The 19,924-nt window shown below is 38.1% G+C and carries 16 protein-coding genes; 15 read left to right on the top strand and 1 reads right to left on the bottom strand.

The window, feature by feature from the left end:
* Positions 1–17 precede the first annotated feature (17 nt).
* Positions 18–1,223: a transcription termination factor NusA gene (gene nusA, locus WC631_02680; GenBank protein MFA6227354.1), complete on the bottom strand. Its 1,206-nt coding sequence runs from the start codon at positions 1,221–1,223 to the stop codon at positions 18–20.
* 82 nt (positions 1,224–1,305) lie between these two features.
* On the opposite strand from nusA, the gene WC631_02675 reads away from it, so the two are divergent.
* From WC631_02675 to secE, 15 genes are all read left to right on the top strand, one after another.
* Complete coding sequence (locus WC631_02675) at positions 1,306–3,384, top strand: hypothetical protein (GenBank protein MFA6227353.1); 2,079 nt, start codon at positions 1,306–1,308, stop codon at positions 3,382–3,384.
* Positions 3,385–3,493: 109 nt separating this feature from the next.
* Positions 3,494–6,382, top strand: a complete 2,889-nt coding sequence (locus tag WC631_02670) for a hypothetical protein (GenBank protein ID MFA6227352.1) — start codon at positions 3,494–3,496, stop codon at positions 6,380–6,382.
* A 121-nt stretch (positions 6,383–6,503) separates the two neighbouring features.
* Entirely contained in the window at positions 6,504–8,264 is a 1,761-nt protein-coding gene (locus WC631_02665; GenBank protein ID MFA6227351.1) for a GspE/PulE family protein, read from the top strand.
* Positions 8,265–8,268: 4 nt separating this feature from the next.
* Complete coding sequence (locus tag WC631_02660; GenBank protein ID MFA6227350.1) at positions 8,269–9,480, top strand: type II secretion system F family protein; 1,212 nt, start codon at positions 8,269–8,271, stop codon at positions 9,478–9,480.
* A gap of 3 nt (positions 9,481–9,483) precedes the next feature.
* Positions 9,484–9,936, top strand: a complete 453-nt coding sequence (locus tag WC631_02655; GenBank protein ID MFA6227349.1) for a hypothetical protein — start codon at positions 9,484–9,486, stop codon at positions 9,934–9,936.
* A gap of 1 nt (position 9,937) precedes the next feature.
* Positions 9,938–10,438, top strand: coding sequence for a prepilin-type N-terminal cleavage/methylation domain-containing protein (locus WC631_02650; protein ID MFA6227348.1), 501 nt, complete (start codon positions 9,938–9,940; stop codon positions 10,436–10,438).
* Positions 10,439–10,440: 2 nt separating this feature from the next.
* The gene (locus WC631_02645; protein MFA6227347.1) at positions 10,441–10,971 is read left to right on the top strand and encodes a hypothetical protein; all 531 of its coding nucleotides are present in this window, start codon (positions 10,441–10,443) and stop codon (positions 10,969–10,971) included.
* A 1-nt stretch (position 10,972) separates the two neighbouring features.
* Positions 10,973–12,784, top strand: a complete 1,812-nt coding sequence (locus WC631_02640) for a hypothetical protein (protein MFA6227346.1) — start codon at positions 10,973–10,975, stop codon at positions 12,782–12,784.
* 62 nt (positions 12,785–12,846) lie between these two features.
* A complete protein-coding gene (locus WC631_02635) occupies positions 12,847–14,034 on the top strand; it encodes an AI-2E family transporter (protein ID MFA6227345.1) in 1,188 nt (395 codons plus the stop codon).
* Positions 14,034–15,587: a methionine--tRNA ligase gene (gene metG, locus WC631_02630; GenBank protein ID MFA6227344.1), complete on the top strand. Its 1,554-nt coding sequence runs from the start codon at positions 14,034–14,036 to the stop codon at positions 15,585–15,587. The genes WC631_02635 and metG overlap by 1 nt, the downstream gene beginning before the upstream one ends.
* A 136-nt stretch (positions 15,588–15,723) precedes the next feature.
* Positions 15,724–16,524, top strand: a complete 801-nt coding sequence (locus WC631_02625; protein ID MFA6227343.1) for a TatD family hydrolase — start codon at positions 15,724–15,726, stop codon at positions 16,522–16,524.
* A 271-nt stretch (positions 16,525–16,795) separates the two neighbouring features.
* On the top strand, positions 16,796–17,674 hold the full coding sequence (locus WC631_02620; protein ID MFA6227342.1) for a class I SAM-dependent methyltransferase: 879 nt from the start codon (positions 16,796–16,798) through the stop codon (positions 17,672–17,674).
* A gap of 155 nt (positions 17,675–17,829) precedes the next feature.
* Positions 17,830–18,645: a bifunctional 5,10-methylenetetrahydrofolate dehydrogenase/5,10-methenyltetrahydrofolate cyclohydrolase gene (locus tag WC631_02615; GenBank protein ID MFA6227341.1), complete on the top strand. Its 816-nt coding sequence runs from the start codon at positions 17,830–17,832 to the stop codon at positions 18,643–18,645.
* 120 nt (positions 18,646–18,765) lie between these two features.
* Positions 18,766–19,611, top strand: coding sequence for an SIMPL domain-containing protein (locus WC631_02610; protein MFA6227340.1), 846 nt, complete (start codon positions 18,766–18,768; stop codon positions 19,609–19,611).
* 130 nt (positions 19,612–19,741) lie between these two features.
* Positions 19,742–19,921 carry a preprotein translocase subunit SecE gene (gene secE, locus WC631_02605; GenBank protein MFA6227339.1) on the top strand — a complete coding sequence of 60 codons (180 nt, stop codon included), beginning with the start codon at positions 19,742–19,744 and terminating at the stop codon, positions 19,919–19,921.
* Positions 19,922–19,924: the final 3 nt, after the last annotated feature.

Here is a 19,924-nt window from a genome sequence, read left to right as displayed (position 1 = left end):
TTTTATGGATTTCGTCCTTACTTTTCTTCTTTTGTTTCTTCGGCCTCGACGTATTCTCCCTCAACCGCGACTATGTCTATTTTCCAACCAGTGAGTTTAGCAGCAAGGCGGACATTTTGTCCTCCTTTTCCGATAGCGAGAGACTGCTGATCGGCAGCAACCTCTACTGTGGTTTTCTTCTCTGCTTCATTTATTGAAACACTAAGTACCCGAGCCGGTGAGAGGGCGTCTTCAATAAATTTCTTTGCATCATCTGACCACTCAATAATATCTATTTTTTCTCCGCCAAGTTCCGACATAACAGTAGAAACTCTGACACCCCTTTGTCCTACAAGTGAACCGACAGGATCAATATGTTCGTCTTTTGAGGCGACAGCGATCTTTGATCTTGAGCCGGCTTCTCTTGCAATAGCTTTTATCTCCACAGTGCCTGCGCCAAGTTCCGGTGTTTCTGTTTTAAACAATTCTTCCAAGAATTTCGGATGTGATCTTGATAATCTCAAGAAAATTCCTTTTGGTGTTTCTTCCACTCTGTATAGATACCCCCTTATTCTTTCACCAGGAATGTATTTTTCACCAGGTATTTGTTCCTCGAAAGGTAAAATAGCTGTAGCTCTACCCATATCTACGAAAATATTTCCTCTCTCCGCTCTTTGTACGGTACCTGTGACTATTTGGCCTTCTTTTTCTCCATATTCGTTGAAAACAGAAACTTTTTCAGCCTCTCTGATTTTTTGTATGATGACTTGTTTTGCGGTTTGTGCGGCGATTCTTCCGTAATCTGACTTCTCTTCAAGAGGGAAGATAAGCTCATCACCAATTTTGGCATCCCTCTTAATCTTCTTAGCATCTTCAAGAAATATATGATGTTCAGGATTATAATAGATTATCTTTTCTCCAGTTTCTTCGTTGATTTCTATTTTCTCTCCATCATCTTTATCAAAACCTTTTCTCCTCTTGTCTTCTTTCTCTTTTTTCTCATCCTTCTTTTCTTCTCTCATCACGACGGCATCTTTGTCTACAACCATTTTAACCTGCACGAACTCGGCTTTTCCGCTATTTATATCTAACTTTGATTTTATTATTTGTCCTTTCTTACCGTATTCTTTTTTGTAGGCAGTAGCAAGGGCCATTTCAATAGCCTCAAGCATCTTTGCTTTAGGTATTCCCCTTTCTTGTTCCATCTGTTCTATAACAGAGTTTATCACTTTAAGATCTAACATTTTATTTTCATTATACTATTAAATTTTTCTAAAAAAACGAGTTCGCTTTCCAGCGAACTTCAGTAGTGGTATAATACACCCAATGAAATTTCTTGTCAAATCTAATTTTTTGAATAAACAAGCTTTTTTAATTTCTGCTTCTTCTTTCTGTGCCATCCTTATAATCTGCCTTACCCTTTTTGTTAACATAAATAAGTCAGATGCCTATGTAATAGACAGTTATACAACGGGTGGAGACGGTTCTATATATAGCGTATTCGTAAATTCACCAGTCGGTACGCTTTATCCTGGTCAGCAATTCTATCTTCAGGTTTCAGCTACGGCCAATGCCTGTAGCAATCACTCGAAGACCTTTACACTAACTTCCGGTTCATACAGCACAAGTCTTTCAAGGGATGGTGTTAGGTGTACCGATGACACGAATATTGTGACTTCTGGAAATCGGGTATGGTCTAACGGTGATTGGATGTATTATTGTCCTGATTATAATATTCCGATGACCTTTTCAAATTATTCTTTAGGTCCTTTCACCTCACCAACCACAGCAGGTAATTATAGTTTATCTTTCAATGCATCGATTAGTAGCCCTTATGATACTAATCGAGCAGATTTGAGTGCCCATCAAAATTACACCGTCGCTTGTCCCGCAATTCATCCGACGCAGATTATTTCTCCGGTCTATGTCGGTACACCAAACTCTTCCGGCACTGATTTTTCTTGGTATAAATTATCAAATGCTGTAGCTTATTATGCTTATAGAGTATCGCTTGCTGGTTTTGAATACGTTGTCGGTATATGGAATGACGTCAATCCTTATTACAACTCTAGCTTAAACGCATATTCATACACTGATACTACTCAAACTTTCGGCTCACCTTCGTACCGTGTTGTCGCCACTTTGCCGTCTACGAACGCAATCAGCCTTTCCGCTACTCCAAATGTGACATGCCATGGAGGGGTAGGGTTGAGCTGGAGACCTGTATACTATTCTCCGGCTCCGCCAAGTCAGACATTTGAAATTTACAGGGATAATTCACTGATAGCTACCGTAGACAATGTTAATATTTCGTCGGATGCGATTACATACACTGATAACGGAGTGTCCGCCGGTTCAACTTATACATATAAAGTAATTGCCAAAAATATATCTGGTTGTTCAGATTCGATATCGAATACAGTATCTGTAAATTATACAAATACATGCAATATCACAAGCACTCCAGCTATTCCAACTGTAAATGCATCGATCGACATAGGTGAGTGCGAGAGTATGGATATTTCTTGGCCCGAAGTGGAATATGCGGAATATTATAAACTCTACAAAGATGGCAATATTGTAACTCCTTTGAAAGCAGTTTTCGGTACATCGACAACAGACACAGGTCTTGTCCCTACTGATTCACATACTTATGCGATTCAAGCTGTGAATAGTGTAAGCTCTTCCAGTGTTTCAAGTTTTTCCTCATCAAAACATTCTTCTATAAGTTGTCTTCCGTCGATTGTCGGTGGAGGTTGTGGTGCGTATGTGCATAATACAAAGGTGGACAATATAAGTAGCTCTACTGATATGACATGGAAAGCTTCGCCAACTACAGAATTCCCTATAAGCGGTGGTGACGGAGATTACCGATATTTGTGGATAGACGAAACTGATTCAAGATTAAATGGAGAGGATTCTCGAACTGTAGATATCCCAAATTACCATAATTTTAATCTTAATCCAAATGAAGATCCTGAAATGAAGACGGTCTATTTAAAAATAATGTCTGGATACGGAGTACAAGAAATCTCGAAGAACCCTAGTTGTTCAGTAAATGTTTGGTCAAGTGCTACGCCGATAAACGGAGCTATTTTAAGCTTTTCTTCTCCAATTTTATATGTTAATCAATCATTCGATGTTTCTGTAGATACTAGGACCGGTATAACGAGAGGAGACAACAATGGCACTCCAGTTAACTTAGATCAAGAGTCACTCATGTATTCCTGGAATGGTGGAGAGACTACAACAAGCTCCAGCTCGCCTATAATATTTACCACTGTTGGATTGCATACCATCTCTGTTGTTATATCTGGATTACTCGAAAACAATACACCATTTATTGGCGGTCTGAGCACAACCACAAATATACTTCTACCCGCCGCACCAAATGTAGAAATATAGGTTATCCACTATCGTGGTGGCGAGGGTACTCCCGAGCCACCCTCTCTTCTGGTATAATACTAGATGAGATAACTCTCATTTATTAGTCCTTTATTTTTTATTTAAAGATATGAAAAAATTATTAGCGGTATTTTCACTCCTATTGTCCCTTGTAGTATTACCATCGATAACAAATGCACAAATTGTTAGTCTACCTGGTGTTTATGTCAGAGATCTTTTGTTAGATAAATCCGAATATAAAGCCGGCGAAGATGTTCACGGCTCATTTTCTTTGGTTAATACAGAAAATTCTGTTGTTCCAAATATCTACTACATGACTTTTTTGATGGGTGATTATAAGAATACCATTCCACAAATACAATATGATCACTCGGTTATGATAGGTCCTTTTAATCTTTCAGCCAATGAAAACAGAAAAGTAAGTTTTTCATATAAATTGCCGAGTGGCGCAAGTGGAACAGGATTAGGTATTCAGATTCATGCTACGATGCAAAATGGCACGGGTCTCGGTTGGGCAGACTCAATGGTAAAAGTCACTGGTGGCACGGGATTCTTGAAGTTTAGCAGTTCATATATCGGCGTTGGTAAAGATAAGTTTGGATTACAGGATGGTCCGATGGTTTACGAAGGGGAAAAAGTTTATCTAAACACCGTCTTTAGAAACGATTCAGGTACAACGATCGAAGCAACTCCTAAGATAAGTATATACAATAGGTCAGAGGTTGGAGGATTACTCAAACAATTTGATGAACCAAAGATAACTGTAAAATCAAAATCAGATTTAACTTTAAATATAGATTTACCGACTTTTGGATTTGATCCAAAGGTTTATGTTGGTAAATTAGATCTGGTAAATTCTTCTGGAGAAAAAGTGGCTCCAACAATTGACTTTAGATATATTGTAAACGGTGATATCGTCACCATTAATAGCGTTACAAGCAGTGCTGAATCTGTAGATAAGGGCAGTTCTGTCATAATCACTATAAATTATTCTGGGGCTCCGTTTGATATTATGAATGGCAGGGTAGCGACGAGTACCCCGGCAGATTTTGATCTAAAAGTATTTAATCAGAAAAACGTCTTAGTTGGCGAGTATACAGACAAAACGGATTTCAACATTGGTGATAAAAAGATTGTAAATATTACAGCGACAGAACAGGCTAAAGGCATAAGGGTAGAAGCAGTAGCATACAAAGGTGATAAGGTTCTTGCGAGATATAATGCAATTCTATCTAAGGATTTCTCTAAGCTACAAAATGAGTCAGATTGGGCAGGCTTCTTTAACGCAAAGAATATAAGTCTGATACTTCTTATAATTATAGCTATTATAGTAATCTTCTTAGCAAGAAAATCACCGAATAGAAAAATCACAATATTATTTACTCTTATATTTGTATTAATCTTGGCGATCGTGTTTATATATGCGAGCGGTGTAAAGGCGGCTAATATTGACACATATAATCACGGTGGAGATGGAAGTATTTATGGAGTTTTTTCGCAAGTGACACCAGTTGCTGCAGATCCTGGTACAGCCAGAACTCTTCAGGTGAGAGCGTATGCAAATGCTTGTGGTAATAGGGGCATGGCTTTTACTTTGAATGTTGCCGGTCAGACTAAGACAGTTAGTAGGAATCAATACAGTTCTAATGCAATGTACAATGCTTTAGATGTTACCTTCAATCCATCGGCTACCCCAGGGGATTATAATGCAAATTATTCAGCAACCGTAGATAACTTTGATCATAGTAACTGGGCTAGTCTGACAGGACATGAAAGTTATACTGTGAATTGTCCTTCCATACCAGTTCCTGCAGTGTCTGTTGTTGCTAGCTCTACTTGTGAGGGTGGTTTAATGGTCTCTTGGTCGGCAGTTTCAAATGCATCAGGAGGGTATAAGATCTACAAAGATGGTTCTACAAATCCTCTAGCAACAGTTTCTTCGGCTACTCTTTCCTACAACGACACTTCTGTTGCATTAGACTCATCGCATTCATACAGAGTGAGTGCCATTAGCTTATGCGGAAGCTCTGCTCCATCAAGTCCTGCAACAGCAAATGCCGCACCGATGTGTCCTATAACTTCAGATGTAAATGCAAGCGCCTATGCTTCTACTGTACCTGGACAATGTGGTGGAAAAATAGATGTCTCTTGGCTCTCTATACCCCATGCCGCTTACTATACTATTTATAGATACAATCCGGTAAGTGGTGATGTTGAAAATTCAGCCACAACTACAAGTACCACATACAGAGATGTTGTCGAACCAGGTTCGGTTCATAAATATGCAGTTCAGGCTTTCAATGCGGTCAGCCATTCTGCAATATCACCACTGAAAGTCGCAACAGCTACCTATGACTGCACTCCAAACATGATAGCTTCTTGTTATGCTACACAAAACGATATACCAGTCTTGAACGCAGCTGCTGGCAGGGTGGTCTGGGTTGCTCCGATAGCAGGAGGCGTCGAACCTTATAACTTTAGTTGGATGGGGAGCACTACTCCAAGTTCAGGTATTACTACAGCAGATGTCCCTGCACAATCCACTACCACCTATACTAACTCAAACCCTGATCCTATAAGGAAAAATGTGACAATATCAGCCAATTCTGGTGTCGATCCATATTATAGAGACACATCAGCGAATTGTTATGTAGACGTTTGGGATACAATAAATGAATTAGCCACATCAACATTTACATGTGCTTTTGCTCCAGCTTCTGGGAACATTACCTATGTGAATAAACCTTTAAACTGGATTGTCACAATCCCATCCGATCCTAATAGCGAGCTTGGTATTGTAGCTAGTACAAGTATTCGTTGGACAGGTTCAGATGGATTAACGGGGAATACCGCGGTTCTATCAAAGATCTATACTACGGTTGGTCTAAAGAATGCTAGTGTAACCGTATTCGGAAAGAATTCAGCCGGAAGACCCCTTCAAGGCACATGCAGTACTTCAACCAATATTGTATCTGGAGGAAACGTACAAGAACAGTAGATAGTATATGATTGTAAAATAAAAGAGATGCCCCACACCTGTATGCAGGTGTGGGGCATCTCTTTTCCACAACCAATATTTTATTTCTATGGTATAATTTATTGGAATAAAACATCCTAAGATGAAGTCAGACCCAAAACAATTAAAAGAGTTTCTCATAGACGCTGGGCTTATAAGCCGGTCAGAATACGATGAGGTTGAAAAGGAGATAAAAAAAACAAATTCAAACGAAACTCCAGAGAAGATTTTTGTAAGTAGAGGTAAGATATCGGAAGATGATTTAAGGAGAGCACAAGCCTATATTTTTGGTATACCGTTTGTTGATCTAAAAAATCAAAAAATAGATTTAGATACCCTGTCCCTTGTCCCTGAGCCTATAGCTAGGAAACACAATATTGTAGCTTTTAGGAAAAATATAGACTCTCTTGAGGTAGCAATGCTTGATACTCAAGATCTTGCTGCTGTTGAATTTATAAAGAAGAAGGTGGGTCTCAAGATCTTACCGAGACTTACCGATACGGAATCCATAAAAAGTGCGGTTATTCAGTATCAGAAAAGTCTAAAAGCGGAGTTTGGTGATATTATTCAGAAAGATATTCAAGCACTTAAGGCTCTTAGTGAATCATCTTTGTCTACAAACTCTATAGAGGACTCATTAAAGAAAATGGCAGAAGATTTACCAGTTGTACGTATTGTAGATACTTTACTTAAACATGCTATTTTACAAAATGCTTCCGATATTCATATGGAATGTATGGAAAACGAGATGCTTGTCAGATATAGAATAGACGGGCTTCTCCATGACGCAATGGTTTTGCCTAAAAATGCTTCTACTAGTATTACAGCCAGGATAAAAGTTCTCGCAAATCTAAAGCTTGATGAAAAACGTTTGCCTCAAGACGGAAGGTTCAAGATTGAACTTAATGGTGAAAATGTTTCTTTCAGAGTTTCTATTATACCCACATATTTTGGTGAGAAAACAGTAATGAGATTATTGAGGGAAAGTGCTGGAGGTTTTTCGCTCGAATCCATGGGTCTCCATGGTGAAGCACTTGAGAGAGTTCATGGTGCTACAAGACAAGCAAATGGAATGATACTTACGACTGGTCCAACAGGTTCTGGTAAGACGACAACTCTCTATACGATTCTAGAGATTTTAAATACCGCAAATGTAAATATCTCTACGATCGAAGATCCGATCGAATATCAAATGCCAAGAGTCAATCAAACACAGGTTAAACCAGAAATCGGTTTTACTTTTGCAAACGGTTTGCGTTCTCTTGTGAGACAGGATCCAGACATAATAATGGTAGGTGAGATACGTGACAATGAAACAGCGTCCCTCGCTGTAAATGCAGCACTTACAGGACATTTGGTTTTATCGACTTTACACACCAATAGTGCTGCCGGTGCAATACCGCGCCTTATAGATATGAAAATAGAGCCATTCTTACTCGTCTCTACTGTTAATATTATTTTGGCCCAGAGACTTGTCAGAAGACTAAATAAAAATAAAGAAAAAGTCCTCTTAACAAAATCGGGAATTGAATCTCTTGCAAAAGTGGTAGATCTAGACAGAGTTCTTGAGCTTTTAAGAAAGGAAGGGATTGTGGGTAAAGATGATGGTTGGAGCAAGATTAGTTTTTATAAACCAAGAGAATCTGTAGATTCTAAAGACGGATATTCTGGAAGAATCGGTATTCATGAAGTACTCAAGATGACACCGACTATACGAGAACTTGCCATGAGAGGGGCAACTTCTCAAGAGATAGAAGTACAAGCCAAGAAAGAGGGGATGATAACAATGCTTGAAGACGGGATCTTCAAGGCAGTGCAAGGTTTTACCACCATTGAAGAAGTATTGAGGGTTGTCACAGAGTAAAAATATGAAATTTAAATTTAAAGCAATTAAACAAAATGGAGAAAGATATGAGGGAACGCGAGATTCAGCAGACAAATTTACCTTATACGCAGATCTCAAGTCTGATGGTGATACTTTAGTCACGGCACAAGGAATCAGTAAGAATAGTATTTTTCTTGAAAAAGTCCTCGGTTCTTTTGGTAGTGTACCTACACTTCAACGTATAATTTTTGCGAAGAACTTGGGCGCAATGGTAGGGGCGGGGTTACCACTTGCTCGTGCCCTTGCTGTTTTGGAAAAACAAATTAAGAATCCCAAACTCAGAAATATTACTATCTCTATCGGCCTTGATATAAAGAAAGGTAAAACTCTCAGTGAGTCATTAAAGACATACCCAGACACATTCTCTGGGCTCTTTATCTCTATGGTTAAAGCAGGCGAAGAGAGTGGAAAGTTGGCTGAATCTCTCAATATTGTGGCGAATCAAATGGACGGAATGTATAAATTGAAGAGCAAAATCAAGGGAGCAATGATATATCCAACCGTTATTATCTCAATCATGATTATAATCGGTGCCCTGATGCTTATCTTTGTAGTGCCTAGTATAACAGCGACTTTTAAAGACATGAAGTCAGAACTTCCTCTTTTGACTAGAATTCTTATCTCTGCTAGCGATTTCTTGAAAAACAATATAATTATTTCATTCTTTATAATAATTATAATAGGTATATTTGGTTATATTTTCTCAATTTCAAAGAAAGGGAAGAGAGTAATAGACGGATTATTATTGAGAATTCCTTTTATCGGTGAGCTTGTAAGAGAAACAAACGCCGCAAGAGTCGCAAGGACGCTTTCATCGCTTCTTTCATCCGGCGTACCCTTTGCCGATTCAATACTTATAGTTGGTGATGTGGTACAGAATTCGTACTTTAAGGATATTTTAACAGAGGCAAAGATAAAAGTAGAAAAAGGAGAAATGATTTCAAGTGTATTTTTAGCCAATACAAAAGTCTGTCCCATTTTCGTGGGAGAAATGATGAGTGTTGGAGAGGAGACGGGGCGATTACCAGCGATGCTTACAGAGGTTGCATCATTTTATGAAGATTCTGTGGATCAAAAGACCAAAGATATGTCGACAATAATAGAACCAATCCTTATGGTAATAATCGGTGTTGCTGTCGGCTTCTTTGCACTTGCTATGATCACTCCGATCTACTCCGTTATGGACTCAATATAAGATATGATTCATACGATGTCACTTAAAAGAGGTTTTACTTTTGTTGAGACGTCTATTGTTATTGGGATTCTGGTTTTGATTTGTTCGGTTGTTGTATTCTCTTTCTTTTCTCTTGGAGAGAGACAGTCTTTGGATAGAAGTGCATTAAATATTTTTTCTATTCTAAGTGAGGCAAGATCCTTGGCAATATCTTCAAAAGATTTTTCAAACTACGGTGTACATATCAATCAAAATTCAGTAGTCTTATTTAGAAATTCTCTTGGTACGGATAATAAACAGTATGATCTTGGCAGTTCGGTAAATATTTCAAGTAATATTTTTGGGGATGAAGTTATTTTTAATAAAGTTACAGGCGAGACGAGTGCTAGTGGAACAATAATGATGTCTTTAGAGGGTGATCTATTACAAAGCAAGACCATAATAATATATAAGACCGGTGTTATAGATTTAAATTAAAGTGAAAAAGACTAATTTTAAAAAAGGAATAGGTCTCGTGGAGGTTTTGGTCGCTGTCTTCATTTTTTCGGTAATTCTTACTACGCTTATAACAGCATGTAATCTTTATCTCTCAAGCGCTGGTTCAAACCTTAAGTTTACCAAGGCCGCTTATCTTGCTGAGGAGGGGATAGAGGCAGTGAAAACAGTGCGGGATGCCGGCTGGTCTAATATTTCTTCCTTAACATCGAATATTCCATACTTTCTCTCATTTAGTACCACCACTTCAGTATGGCAAATAACTTCGGAGAAACTTTCTCGTGCTCCAGAATTTTCAGGAGATTTTGATAGTAGCTTTACAATAAATAGCGTCTCTAGAAATGCAGATGGATATCACCAAATTTCTAGCGGTGGTGTAGATGACCCAAATACGAAATTACTGACAGTTTCTGTTTCTTGGCAAGACAAAGGAAGTACGACTACAAAATCCATCTCAACATACATAACTAATATATTGAATTAATTATGAGAGAGTCTTCTTTAAAAAACAATACAGGATTCGCTCTAGCTGAGATGATTGTCTATGTAGCTATCATGACAGTCATAACGGCAGTTCTCGTTCAATCTATTATCACTGTCGTTAAGTCAAATAAGCAATCTTTTGCATCAAACAGTATTAAAGACTCAGCAATCACTAGTCTTGAAAAGATGACAAGAGAAATCAGAAATGCAGAAAGTATAGACTTAGTAAACAGCTCCTTGAATGTTACAAATGGAATATTACAGATTAATTCTAAAGATTCCTCTGGTAATCCAGAAATAATAAGGTTTTACTTACAATCAAATATTTTGATGATAAACGCTTCTTCTTCGATTAATACACTTTTTGGACCACTGACATCAAATAATATTAAGGTCTCAAATCTCAAATTTATCCCTATTATCACCCCTGTTTCTTCCGCTGTGAAAATAGAAATGACATTGGAAAATAATGGTAAAGATTTTGTAAAGACCGAAGATTTTTATTCCACAGTAATATTAAGGGGTTCATATTAAAATGTCTTTCCTTAAAAAAAGAAAAATAAATAGAAAAAAAGGACAAGTAATGCTTCTTATGACGATACTTTTTATGTCAGTATCTTTCATTATTATTTCTGGTCTGACAAATCCGACTATTAAACAGGCAAGAACAGTCTCTAATCTATGGAATTCAAAGCAAAGTTATTATCTGTCTGAATCCAGTACTGAAGACATTGTATATAGAGTGAAGTCATATTCAGATTCTTCTGTTCAGCCCAATGAGACGTTTAATCTTGGTGATTTTAGTGCTATTACCACAGTATCTGGATCCAGTGGCTCTACAGAAGGTATGACTATATCCACAGTCTCAAATCAAAATGGGTATAATAAATATATAGAGACAAAGATCAAGAAAGGTGCCGGTATTCCATTTGTTTATGCCCTGCAGGCGGGACTAGGAGGCCTTGTCTTTAGTAATAACGGAATAATAAATGGAGATGTTTATTCAAATGGAGGTATTATTTCAAGTAATTCAAATGCAGAAATAAATGGCATAACAATGGTTGCAAATAGTCCAAACCTCTTTGTAGATCAGCAGAATATAAACCCGACTTCTCCAGTGAATTCGATAATATTTGGCGATTCAGAGAGAACACAAGATCTAGCACAGAGTTTTATAGTTTCTTCATCGTCACCTCTGACCCAAATAAATCTTTTTATAAAAAAGGTAGGTAACCCTGGAGATATAACAGTAGAAATAATTAAAGATTCTTCCGGTGTCCCTAGTGATAATTCCAATGACATACTTCTATCTTCTATTACAGATTCATCTTCTATCACCACAGACTATAGTTGGGTGGAAGTATCTTTTTCTACAAACCCCTCTCTGATTGTTGGCAATACATATTGGATAGTTCTGAACGTTCAAAGTAATCCTTCGAAAAGCTATTATATTATCGGTGCAAATTTGGATAATTCTTATAATAGCGGGACAGCAAAGATCGGCAGATTGGGGCAGTCTTGGGGAGACACTAATTATGATTCTTATTTTAAGATATTTTTAGGTGGAAGTTTTGGAAAAATAATTGGGAAAAATCAAAATAATAGATTAAGTATTTCTGGCGGAGCACAAGCTCACACCATAACCTACGTGAATTCTGGAGATTTCATGAGATGCCAGATTGGTTCTATACCGGCGAACAATAAGAACTGTGACATAACCTATCCAGATCCGATCTCTTCCAATTTTCCTATCTCTGATACAAATGTCGCAGATTGGAAAGCGATATCTTTGGCGGGGGGGACACTTAATTCTCTAAATGTAAGTTTTGGTACTACCACTATCAGTACGGCAAAGAAAATAAACGGAGATTTGAATATCAGTGGAACCGGTACAGTCATTGTTTCTGGCACTCTCTGGGTAATTGGTAATATAACTATGACTGGTAATGCGAGTTTACAACTAGCGACGTCTTACGGTTCAAATAGTGGAATCATCATCAGTGATGGTAGGATTTCAATTCCTAATGAAAACCTGGTCAAGGGTTCCGGACAAGACGGAAGCTATATTATGTTTGTAACTACAAGCGATTGCCCCGCTGGCCCTTCTTGCAATGGGGAATATGCAGTAAATATCGCTGGCTCTGGAGACAATATAATAATCAATGCACAAAAAGGTACTGTAAATCTTGGTAACAGTGCAAAAGCAAGTCAGATTACGGCTTATAAGACAATCATATCTGGCACGGGGGTGGTGATTACTTATGATAGTGCACTTCTAAATCCAAATTTCTCTACAGGGTCTTCCAATAGCCTTGAAATCACGGGCTGGCGTGAACTTGAGCAGTAAAAGTCGAAAAAAATCTCTTTCTTTTCAAAAAGTTTTTATCGTGTTATCATCTATTTAATACTATGGAAACAGACAATAAAGGATTAACAATCAACATAACTCCGGGATCAATATTTAAAGGCCTTTTGATAATACTTGGTTTATGGTTTCTGTACTATATAAAAGACATCGTACTCGTTGTCTTGGTGTCTGTCGTGATCGCTTCCGGTATAGAGCCTCTTATAAAATGGTTTCGTAAGTATAAACTTTCTCGTATCCCAGCCGCTATTGTTACTTACCTCGGCCTTTTTGGAATTTTCGCTGGTCTCTTTTATTTCTTTATTCCTTCAATATTGAGTGAGGCTTCGAGTTTTCTTTCATCAATACCTCAATACCTTGAGACAACATCACTTTGGAATCCCTTAAATATTGATCAAGGCAATGTTACAACCTCACAAAAAGCTGTACAGGATATTTCTAATGCAATAAATAACCCTCAACAACTGGCAAAGAACGCAACAAACGATCAGATCAAATCAACCTTAGAATCCGTCTCAAAATCGGCCTCTTTTGGTCTCGGTGATTTGATAAGGAGCATACAAGATATTGCCTCAAATGTATCAGACGGCTTGATAAAAATGGTAAGCACAGTGTTCGGAGGACTCCTGTCATTTACATTGATAATAGTACTTTCATTTTATCTCGCTGTGCAAGAAGATGGTGTGGCAAAATTCTTAGGACTAATAAGTCCGGTAAGACACGAAAAATATATTGTAGATTTATGGAAGAGATCGCAGACAAAGATCGGTTATTGGATGCAGGGACAAATGCTTCTTGGGATTCTCGTGGCTGTACTCGTGTATCTTGGTCTTATGGTTCTTGGAGTAAAAAACGCTCTTTTGCTTGCTGTTCTCGCCGGACTTCTTGAAATTATCCCGGTCTTTGGTCCAGTACTTTCTGCTATACCAGGTATTATGACAGCATTTGTAGGTGGGGGAGTAACGCTTGCTTTGATAACTACTGGACTTTATATAATTATTCAACAATTTGAAAATCATCTCATTTACCCTCTTGTTGTGAAGAAAATCGTCGGAGTCTCCCCGATACTTGTTATACTTTCGCTTATTATTGGTGCCAAGCTTGCTGGTTTTATAGGTATAATCCTTTCTGTTCCGATTGTCTCAACCATAATGGAATTTGTAGATGATCTAGAAAGGAGGAAGCATCTCTTTTGGAAGAGTAGAGAACAAATCTCAGAAAATCAAAGCTAATGAAAGGGAAAAAATTATTCTATTTCGACGAGCGAGGAGCGGCACGACCACATTCTGATGTGGGCACGATGTCCGAGCGAAGTCGAACTATAAGAGCCAAAGGCTACTTCTACATAACTACTACTCTGCCGTATGTAAATGCCGAAGCGCATATGGGGCATGCTCTTGAAATGGTGCGTGCGGATATTATCGCTCGCTACAAAAAGCTCACGGGGTATGAGGTGTTTTTTAATACCGGCACAGATGAGCATGGCCAAAAGATTTTTCAAAAAGCAAAAGAAGCTGGGCAGACACCACAAGAATTTGTCGATTTCTACACCGGCAAATTCAAAGAGCTTATAAAACTTCTTGGACTTACAGAAGAAGAGGGTATTACTCGCAATTTCATAAGGACGACAGACGAGAATCATATAAAAACAGCCGAAGATTTTTGGAAAGTTTGCGATAAGAATGGCTATATTTATAAAAAGAATTATCAAACGAAATATTGCGTCGGTTGCGAGCTTGAAAAGACAGATTCCGACCTTACAGACGGCAAATGCCCTGATCATCCGAATCTCACTCTTGAAATCCGCGACGAAGAGAATTACTTTTTTAGATTTTCCGCATTTGGCGAAAAACTCTTGGCATATTATGAGAAGAATCCGGATTTTGTGATTCCAGATTTTAGATTCAATGAGATAAAAGCTTTTGTGAAAAGAGGTTTGCAGGATTTCAGTATTTCAAGATTAAAGAGCAAAATGCCATGGGGTATAGAAGTGCCGGGAGATAGCGAACACACAATGTATGTCTGGTTTGATGCACTTGTAAACTATGTTTCGGCGATCGGCTGGCCGAGCGATATGAAGAAGTATGAGAAATGGCATGTAAATACCGGCGGTATGGTGCAATACTGTGGAAAAGACAATCTTCGCCAGCAGTCTGCAATGTGGCAAGCAATGCTTATGGCTTGTGGTTTGCCGAATTCAAAGACGGTCGTGATAGATGGCTTTGTTACTGGCCCTGGTGGAGTGAAGATGAGCAAAAGTATCGGCAATGTCGTCGGTCCGGTAGAGCTAATACAAAAATACGGCACAGATGCACTGCGATATTTTGTCGCAAGAGAAATAAATACTTTTGAAGATGGCCCGATGTCTGCTGAATCTTTCAAAGAAGCTTACAATGCCAATCTTGCAAATGGTTTGGGGAATCTGGTGAGTAGGATTATGAAAATGGCGACGGTAAATGGCGTGAAAGTGGGTGATACAGCTTCTGAATTCTGGTCTTCGGATATGAAAGTAGATTTTCTTGAGAAATTTGAAATCAAAAATTATTGCGATGAAATCTGGGCGGATATAAAATCACTTGACGGATATATTCAAAAAGAAAAACCTTTTGCAAAGATAAAGACAGATAAAGTTGGAGGAGAAAAAGATTTGGTGTATCTTCTCACACATTTGAGAGGAATTACCCTTAAACTTTTGCCAATAATGCCGGAAACCTCAAAAGCGATTTTAACTTTGATAAAAGAAGATAAAAATCCGGAGAAACCGTTGTTCTTACGGGTAGAGTAGTGGCTCGCTCAATAGTATCCTTTTTGGAGCACGCATAATTTTTTGCTAAAAATTTGCTCCCTCTCGCACCAGTCGTGCTCCGAGAGTCTCCAAAAAGAATACTATTTCGCTCGCCTATAAACATTAAATAACGAAAATGGAAATGAAGTACATAGACATTCACTCACATTTAGATTTTGAAAGCTATGGCACCGACAGGGATGCTGTTTTGGAAAGGATGAAAAATGCCGGTGTGGCGACTATTACTATCGGCACAGGTTTGGAAAGTTCAAAAGAAGCGGTGAAAATTGCTGAAGCAAATGGAAATGTCTGGGCTTGCATTGGTGCACATCCAGATGATAATTCTGGCGAAGTATTTGATGAAAAAGAATATGAAAAGCTCGTAAAAAGTCCGAAAGTGGTGGCGATAGGTGAGTGTGGTCTCGACTACGCGGAACCACGCGGACTGGACGCAGATAATCGCGGAATAAGGAAGACAGAAGCAGAAAAATCTCGCCAAAAAGCCGAATTTGAAAAACATATTTTATTTGCCATCAAATACAAAAAACCTTTAATGCTTCATATTCGTGAGGCTTACGACGACACTTATGAAATTCTCAAAAAATATGAAGGAAAAGTTTTTGGCAATCTGCATTTCTTCACTTCAAATCTCAAAACCGCCGAGAATTTTATTGACCTCGGTTTTACAATTTCTTTCCCCGGCATTATCACCTATGTCAGAGACTTTGATAAAGTTATAAAAACAATTCTGCTTGATAAAATCCACGCCGAGACGGATTCTCCTTTTGCTACGCCTATCCCACACAGGGGAGAGCGCAATGAGCCGGCCTATGTAGTGGAAGTTTATAAAAAAATCGCTGAAATCCGCGGGGAAGATCCAGAAAGGGTGCGATTACAACTTTTAGAAAATTCAGGAAGAGTTTTTGATGTTTCCTGATGTACTATTTGTCTTTCTTACTAATAAACAGCACAAGAATAATTCCTAAGATTATGAGTATCGATACCCATATCTTAAACATGGATTCAAGATTATTTATTTTTAATGATCTAATTACACCCAGTATAAATATTGCTCCAAATAGTATTAGTCCAAATCTAATAATTGGACTCAGAGAGTCATTTTTCATATTGGTATTATATCAAAAATATTAGATTTTTAATATGTAGTACACTTTCTTATTTATCAAAACTGTGTTATTGTAATTCCAATGGAACACAGATTTTCAATATTAAAGACAGAGGTGAGCAAGGATTACGAGCTTATAGACAGCGGGAATGGCGAAAAACTTGAGAGATATGGCAAGTATGTTTTGCGCAGGCCGGATCCACAGGCACTTTGGAAAAAACTTTTGCCAGAAAGCGATTGGAAAGGTGCCAACGCATTTTTCTATGCAAATCCCGACAAAAAAGGTTGGAAAAAAGAAAAGGACATGCTGGGCGAATGGCAGATAGCATTTGGCGATTTGAAATTTAATATTAAACCGACAGCTTTTAAGCATACAGGAGTTTTCCCTGAACAAAAGCCAAATTGGGATTGGACAAGCGAAATTATAAAAAAAGCTGGGAGATCTGTGAAAGTTTTGAATCTTTTTGGATACACTGGTGGAGCAACTCTCGCCTGCCTTTCTGCTGGAGCGGAAGTGGTGCATGTAGATGGTTCGACTTCTGCTATCTCTTGGGCAAAAGAAAATGCCGAGCTTTCTGGTTTGGATAAAAAGCCGGTGAGGTGGATTCTAGATGATGCAAGGAAATTTGTCATAAGGGAAATGAAGAGAGGCAATAAATATGATGGGATAATTATGGACCCGCCATCTTTTGGCAGGGGAGGAAAAGGCGAGCTTTGGAAGATTGAAGAAAATTTCTTGGATCTTTTGGACAATTGTGCGAAAATCCTTTCCGACAAACCGCTTTTCTTTTTGATAAACGGCTATGCTTCAGGATATTCTTCAGCAGCATACAAAAATGCTTTAGCGCATGTTGTTCAGGGATTTGGTGGGGAGATGGAATATGGCGAGCTTACTATAGAGGAGGGGAAATCTGGTCGCCTTTTGCCTTGTGGTATATTTGCAAGGTGGAATAATGTTTAGAAGACTTGCGAGATGTCGCCTTTTTGGAGCACGCATAATTTTTTGCTAAAAATTTGCTCCCTCTCGCACCAGTCGTGCTCCGAGAGTCTCCAAAAAAACGACATCTCGCAAGTCTAAAAGATACGACTTCAACGAGTCTAAGATATTTAAATAAAATGATAAAAATATTAGATGGAAAAAAGGTTAGAGATTTTCTTTCGGAAAAGCTGAAAGAGAAAATTGCGAAAATGGGCAAGAAGCCAAAGCTTGTTATCTTTCAAGTAGGTAATGATGAGAGATCGAGTGTTTATATAAAGCAAAAGAAAATCTTTGGAGAGAAGATTGGCTTTGATGTGGAGTATATTCAGCTCGAAAATACCGCTTCTGAGGGTGAGATTATTTCTAAGATAAATCAAAAGAATGCGGATGAAAATGTGTCGGGAATTATTGTTCAAATGCCATTACCTGTAAATTTTAATGCTGTAAAAATCATAGACACAATAAGACCCGAAAAAGATGCTGATGGGCTTACATCGGCAAATATTAAAAAGTTTTTCGTAAATGATAAGACTGCGATAGTACCAGCGACAGCAAAGGGGATTATTTCGCTTTTGGATTTCTACGAAATTGAAATTGCAGGTAAGAAAGTTGTAGTGGTAGGCAGATCTCTTATCGCCGGTAGGTCTATAGCCAATGTTTTTCTTAATAGAGATGCGACAGTGACCATTTGTCACAGTAAAACAAAAGATCTGAAGGAAGAGACAAAGTCAGCAGATATTTTAGTAGTAGCTGTGGGCAAAGCAGAATTTATAAAAAGAGATTTTGTAAGAGAAGAGCAAGTAATAATAGACGTTGGGATAAATAAAATGAAAAATGGTATTTGCGGAGATGTAGATTTTGAAAATGTATCTAAAATAGTGAGTGCCATAAGCCCTGTTCCAGGAGGAGTAGGGCCGATGACGGTCATCTCCTTGTTTGAGAACATACTGTAATCTTTTTAAGAATTGCCCGTCTGATTGGGTAGGTGATATAATAATTGTGTTGGCAAATTAGTGAAATATTTCTGGTAGGCCCAGGAAAAGTTTCTCAGGTTAATCTTTAATAATAAAAATATGGAAAATCAAGAAAATAAATGTGAATGTAAGATGTGTCAGAAATTTGGCTGGTGTCCAGCAGGAAAATGGCACAAAGTCTTAGGGGTCATTATCTTAATCGCAGTAGTTATCTTTATCGGTAGAGCTATTTGTGGTGGACATGGATGGAGGGGTTTAGACAATAAAGATGTGAGTACTATAGTAGTTTCAGGTAAAGGTGAAGTTGTCGTAAAGCCAGATATTGCCACTGTATCTTTTACAGTAACTGAAGAAAATCTAGATGTTGGTATCGCTCAAGATACTGTAAACAAAACTGTCGCTAAAGTCTTAACTTATGTCAAAGCGCAAGGTGTGGATGAGAAAGACTTAAAGACTACAAGCTACAATATTTATCCTAGATATGAATACGTAAACAAAGCCAATCAGATTTTGGATTGCAGTATTTATCCAAATTGTTATTCAGGCAAGAGAGTCGTCGCAGGATATAGTGTCTCACAAGGCATAGAGATCAAAATAAGAGATCTCACAAAAGCAGGGAAGATCGTCTCTGGTCTAGGAGAATTTGGGATCAAAGATATGAGCGGATTGAATTTCTCTGTTGATAAGCAAGATGAGATAACAAAGCAAGCAAGAGATTTGGCGATAGCGGATGCTCGCGCCGATGCAGAGAAAATCGCAAAAGGGCTTGGAGTAAAGCTTGTAAAAGTTACGGCATTTTCTGAATCGGGAAATTATCCGATATATTATGACAGAGCGGTGATGAGCGCGGCGCCTATGATGGCAAAAGATGTGTCAGAAGCAGTATTGCCGGCGGGAGAGAATACTATTACTTCGAATGTAAGTATTACTTACGAGATAAAGTAAAGGAGTATAAAATGGCTAGAGACAAGGGGCGTCCGCCATAGGCGGACGCCCCTTGCTTTTTACCTGTGTACTATGGTATTATGTATTCAAGCCCGAAAGGGTGGTTTTTTAAAGAAATTAAAATAAAAATATGTCTAGATTATCAAATTATATATTGGAAACTAAGGGGGAAATGCAACATGTAAGTTGGCCGACAAGAAAACAGGCTTTTATGTTTACTATTCTTGTAATCTTTATTTCTGTTGCAGTCGCAGCCAGTCTTGGATTTTTTGACTACATTTTTACAAATATACTAAGGATATTTATATAAAGA

The sequence above is a fragment of the Candidatus Paceibacterota bacterium genome, assembly GCA_041663045.1.
GTDB lineage: Bacteria > Patescibacteriota > Minisyncoccia > Phycocordibacterales > GWA1-40-21 > Bog-1340.
The sequence above is the reverse complement of the archived record's forward strand: the minus strand, read 5'-3'. Positions and strand labels throughout refer to the sequence as shown.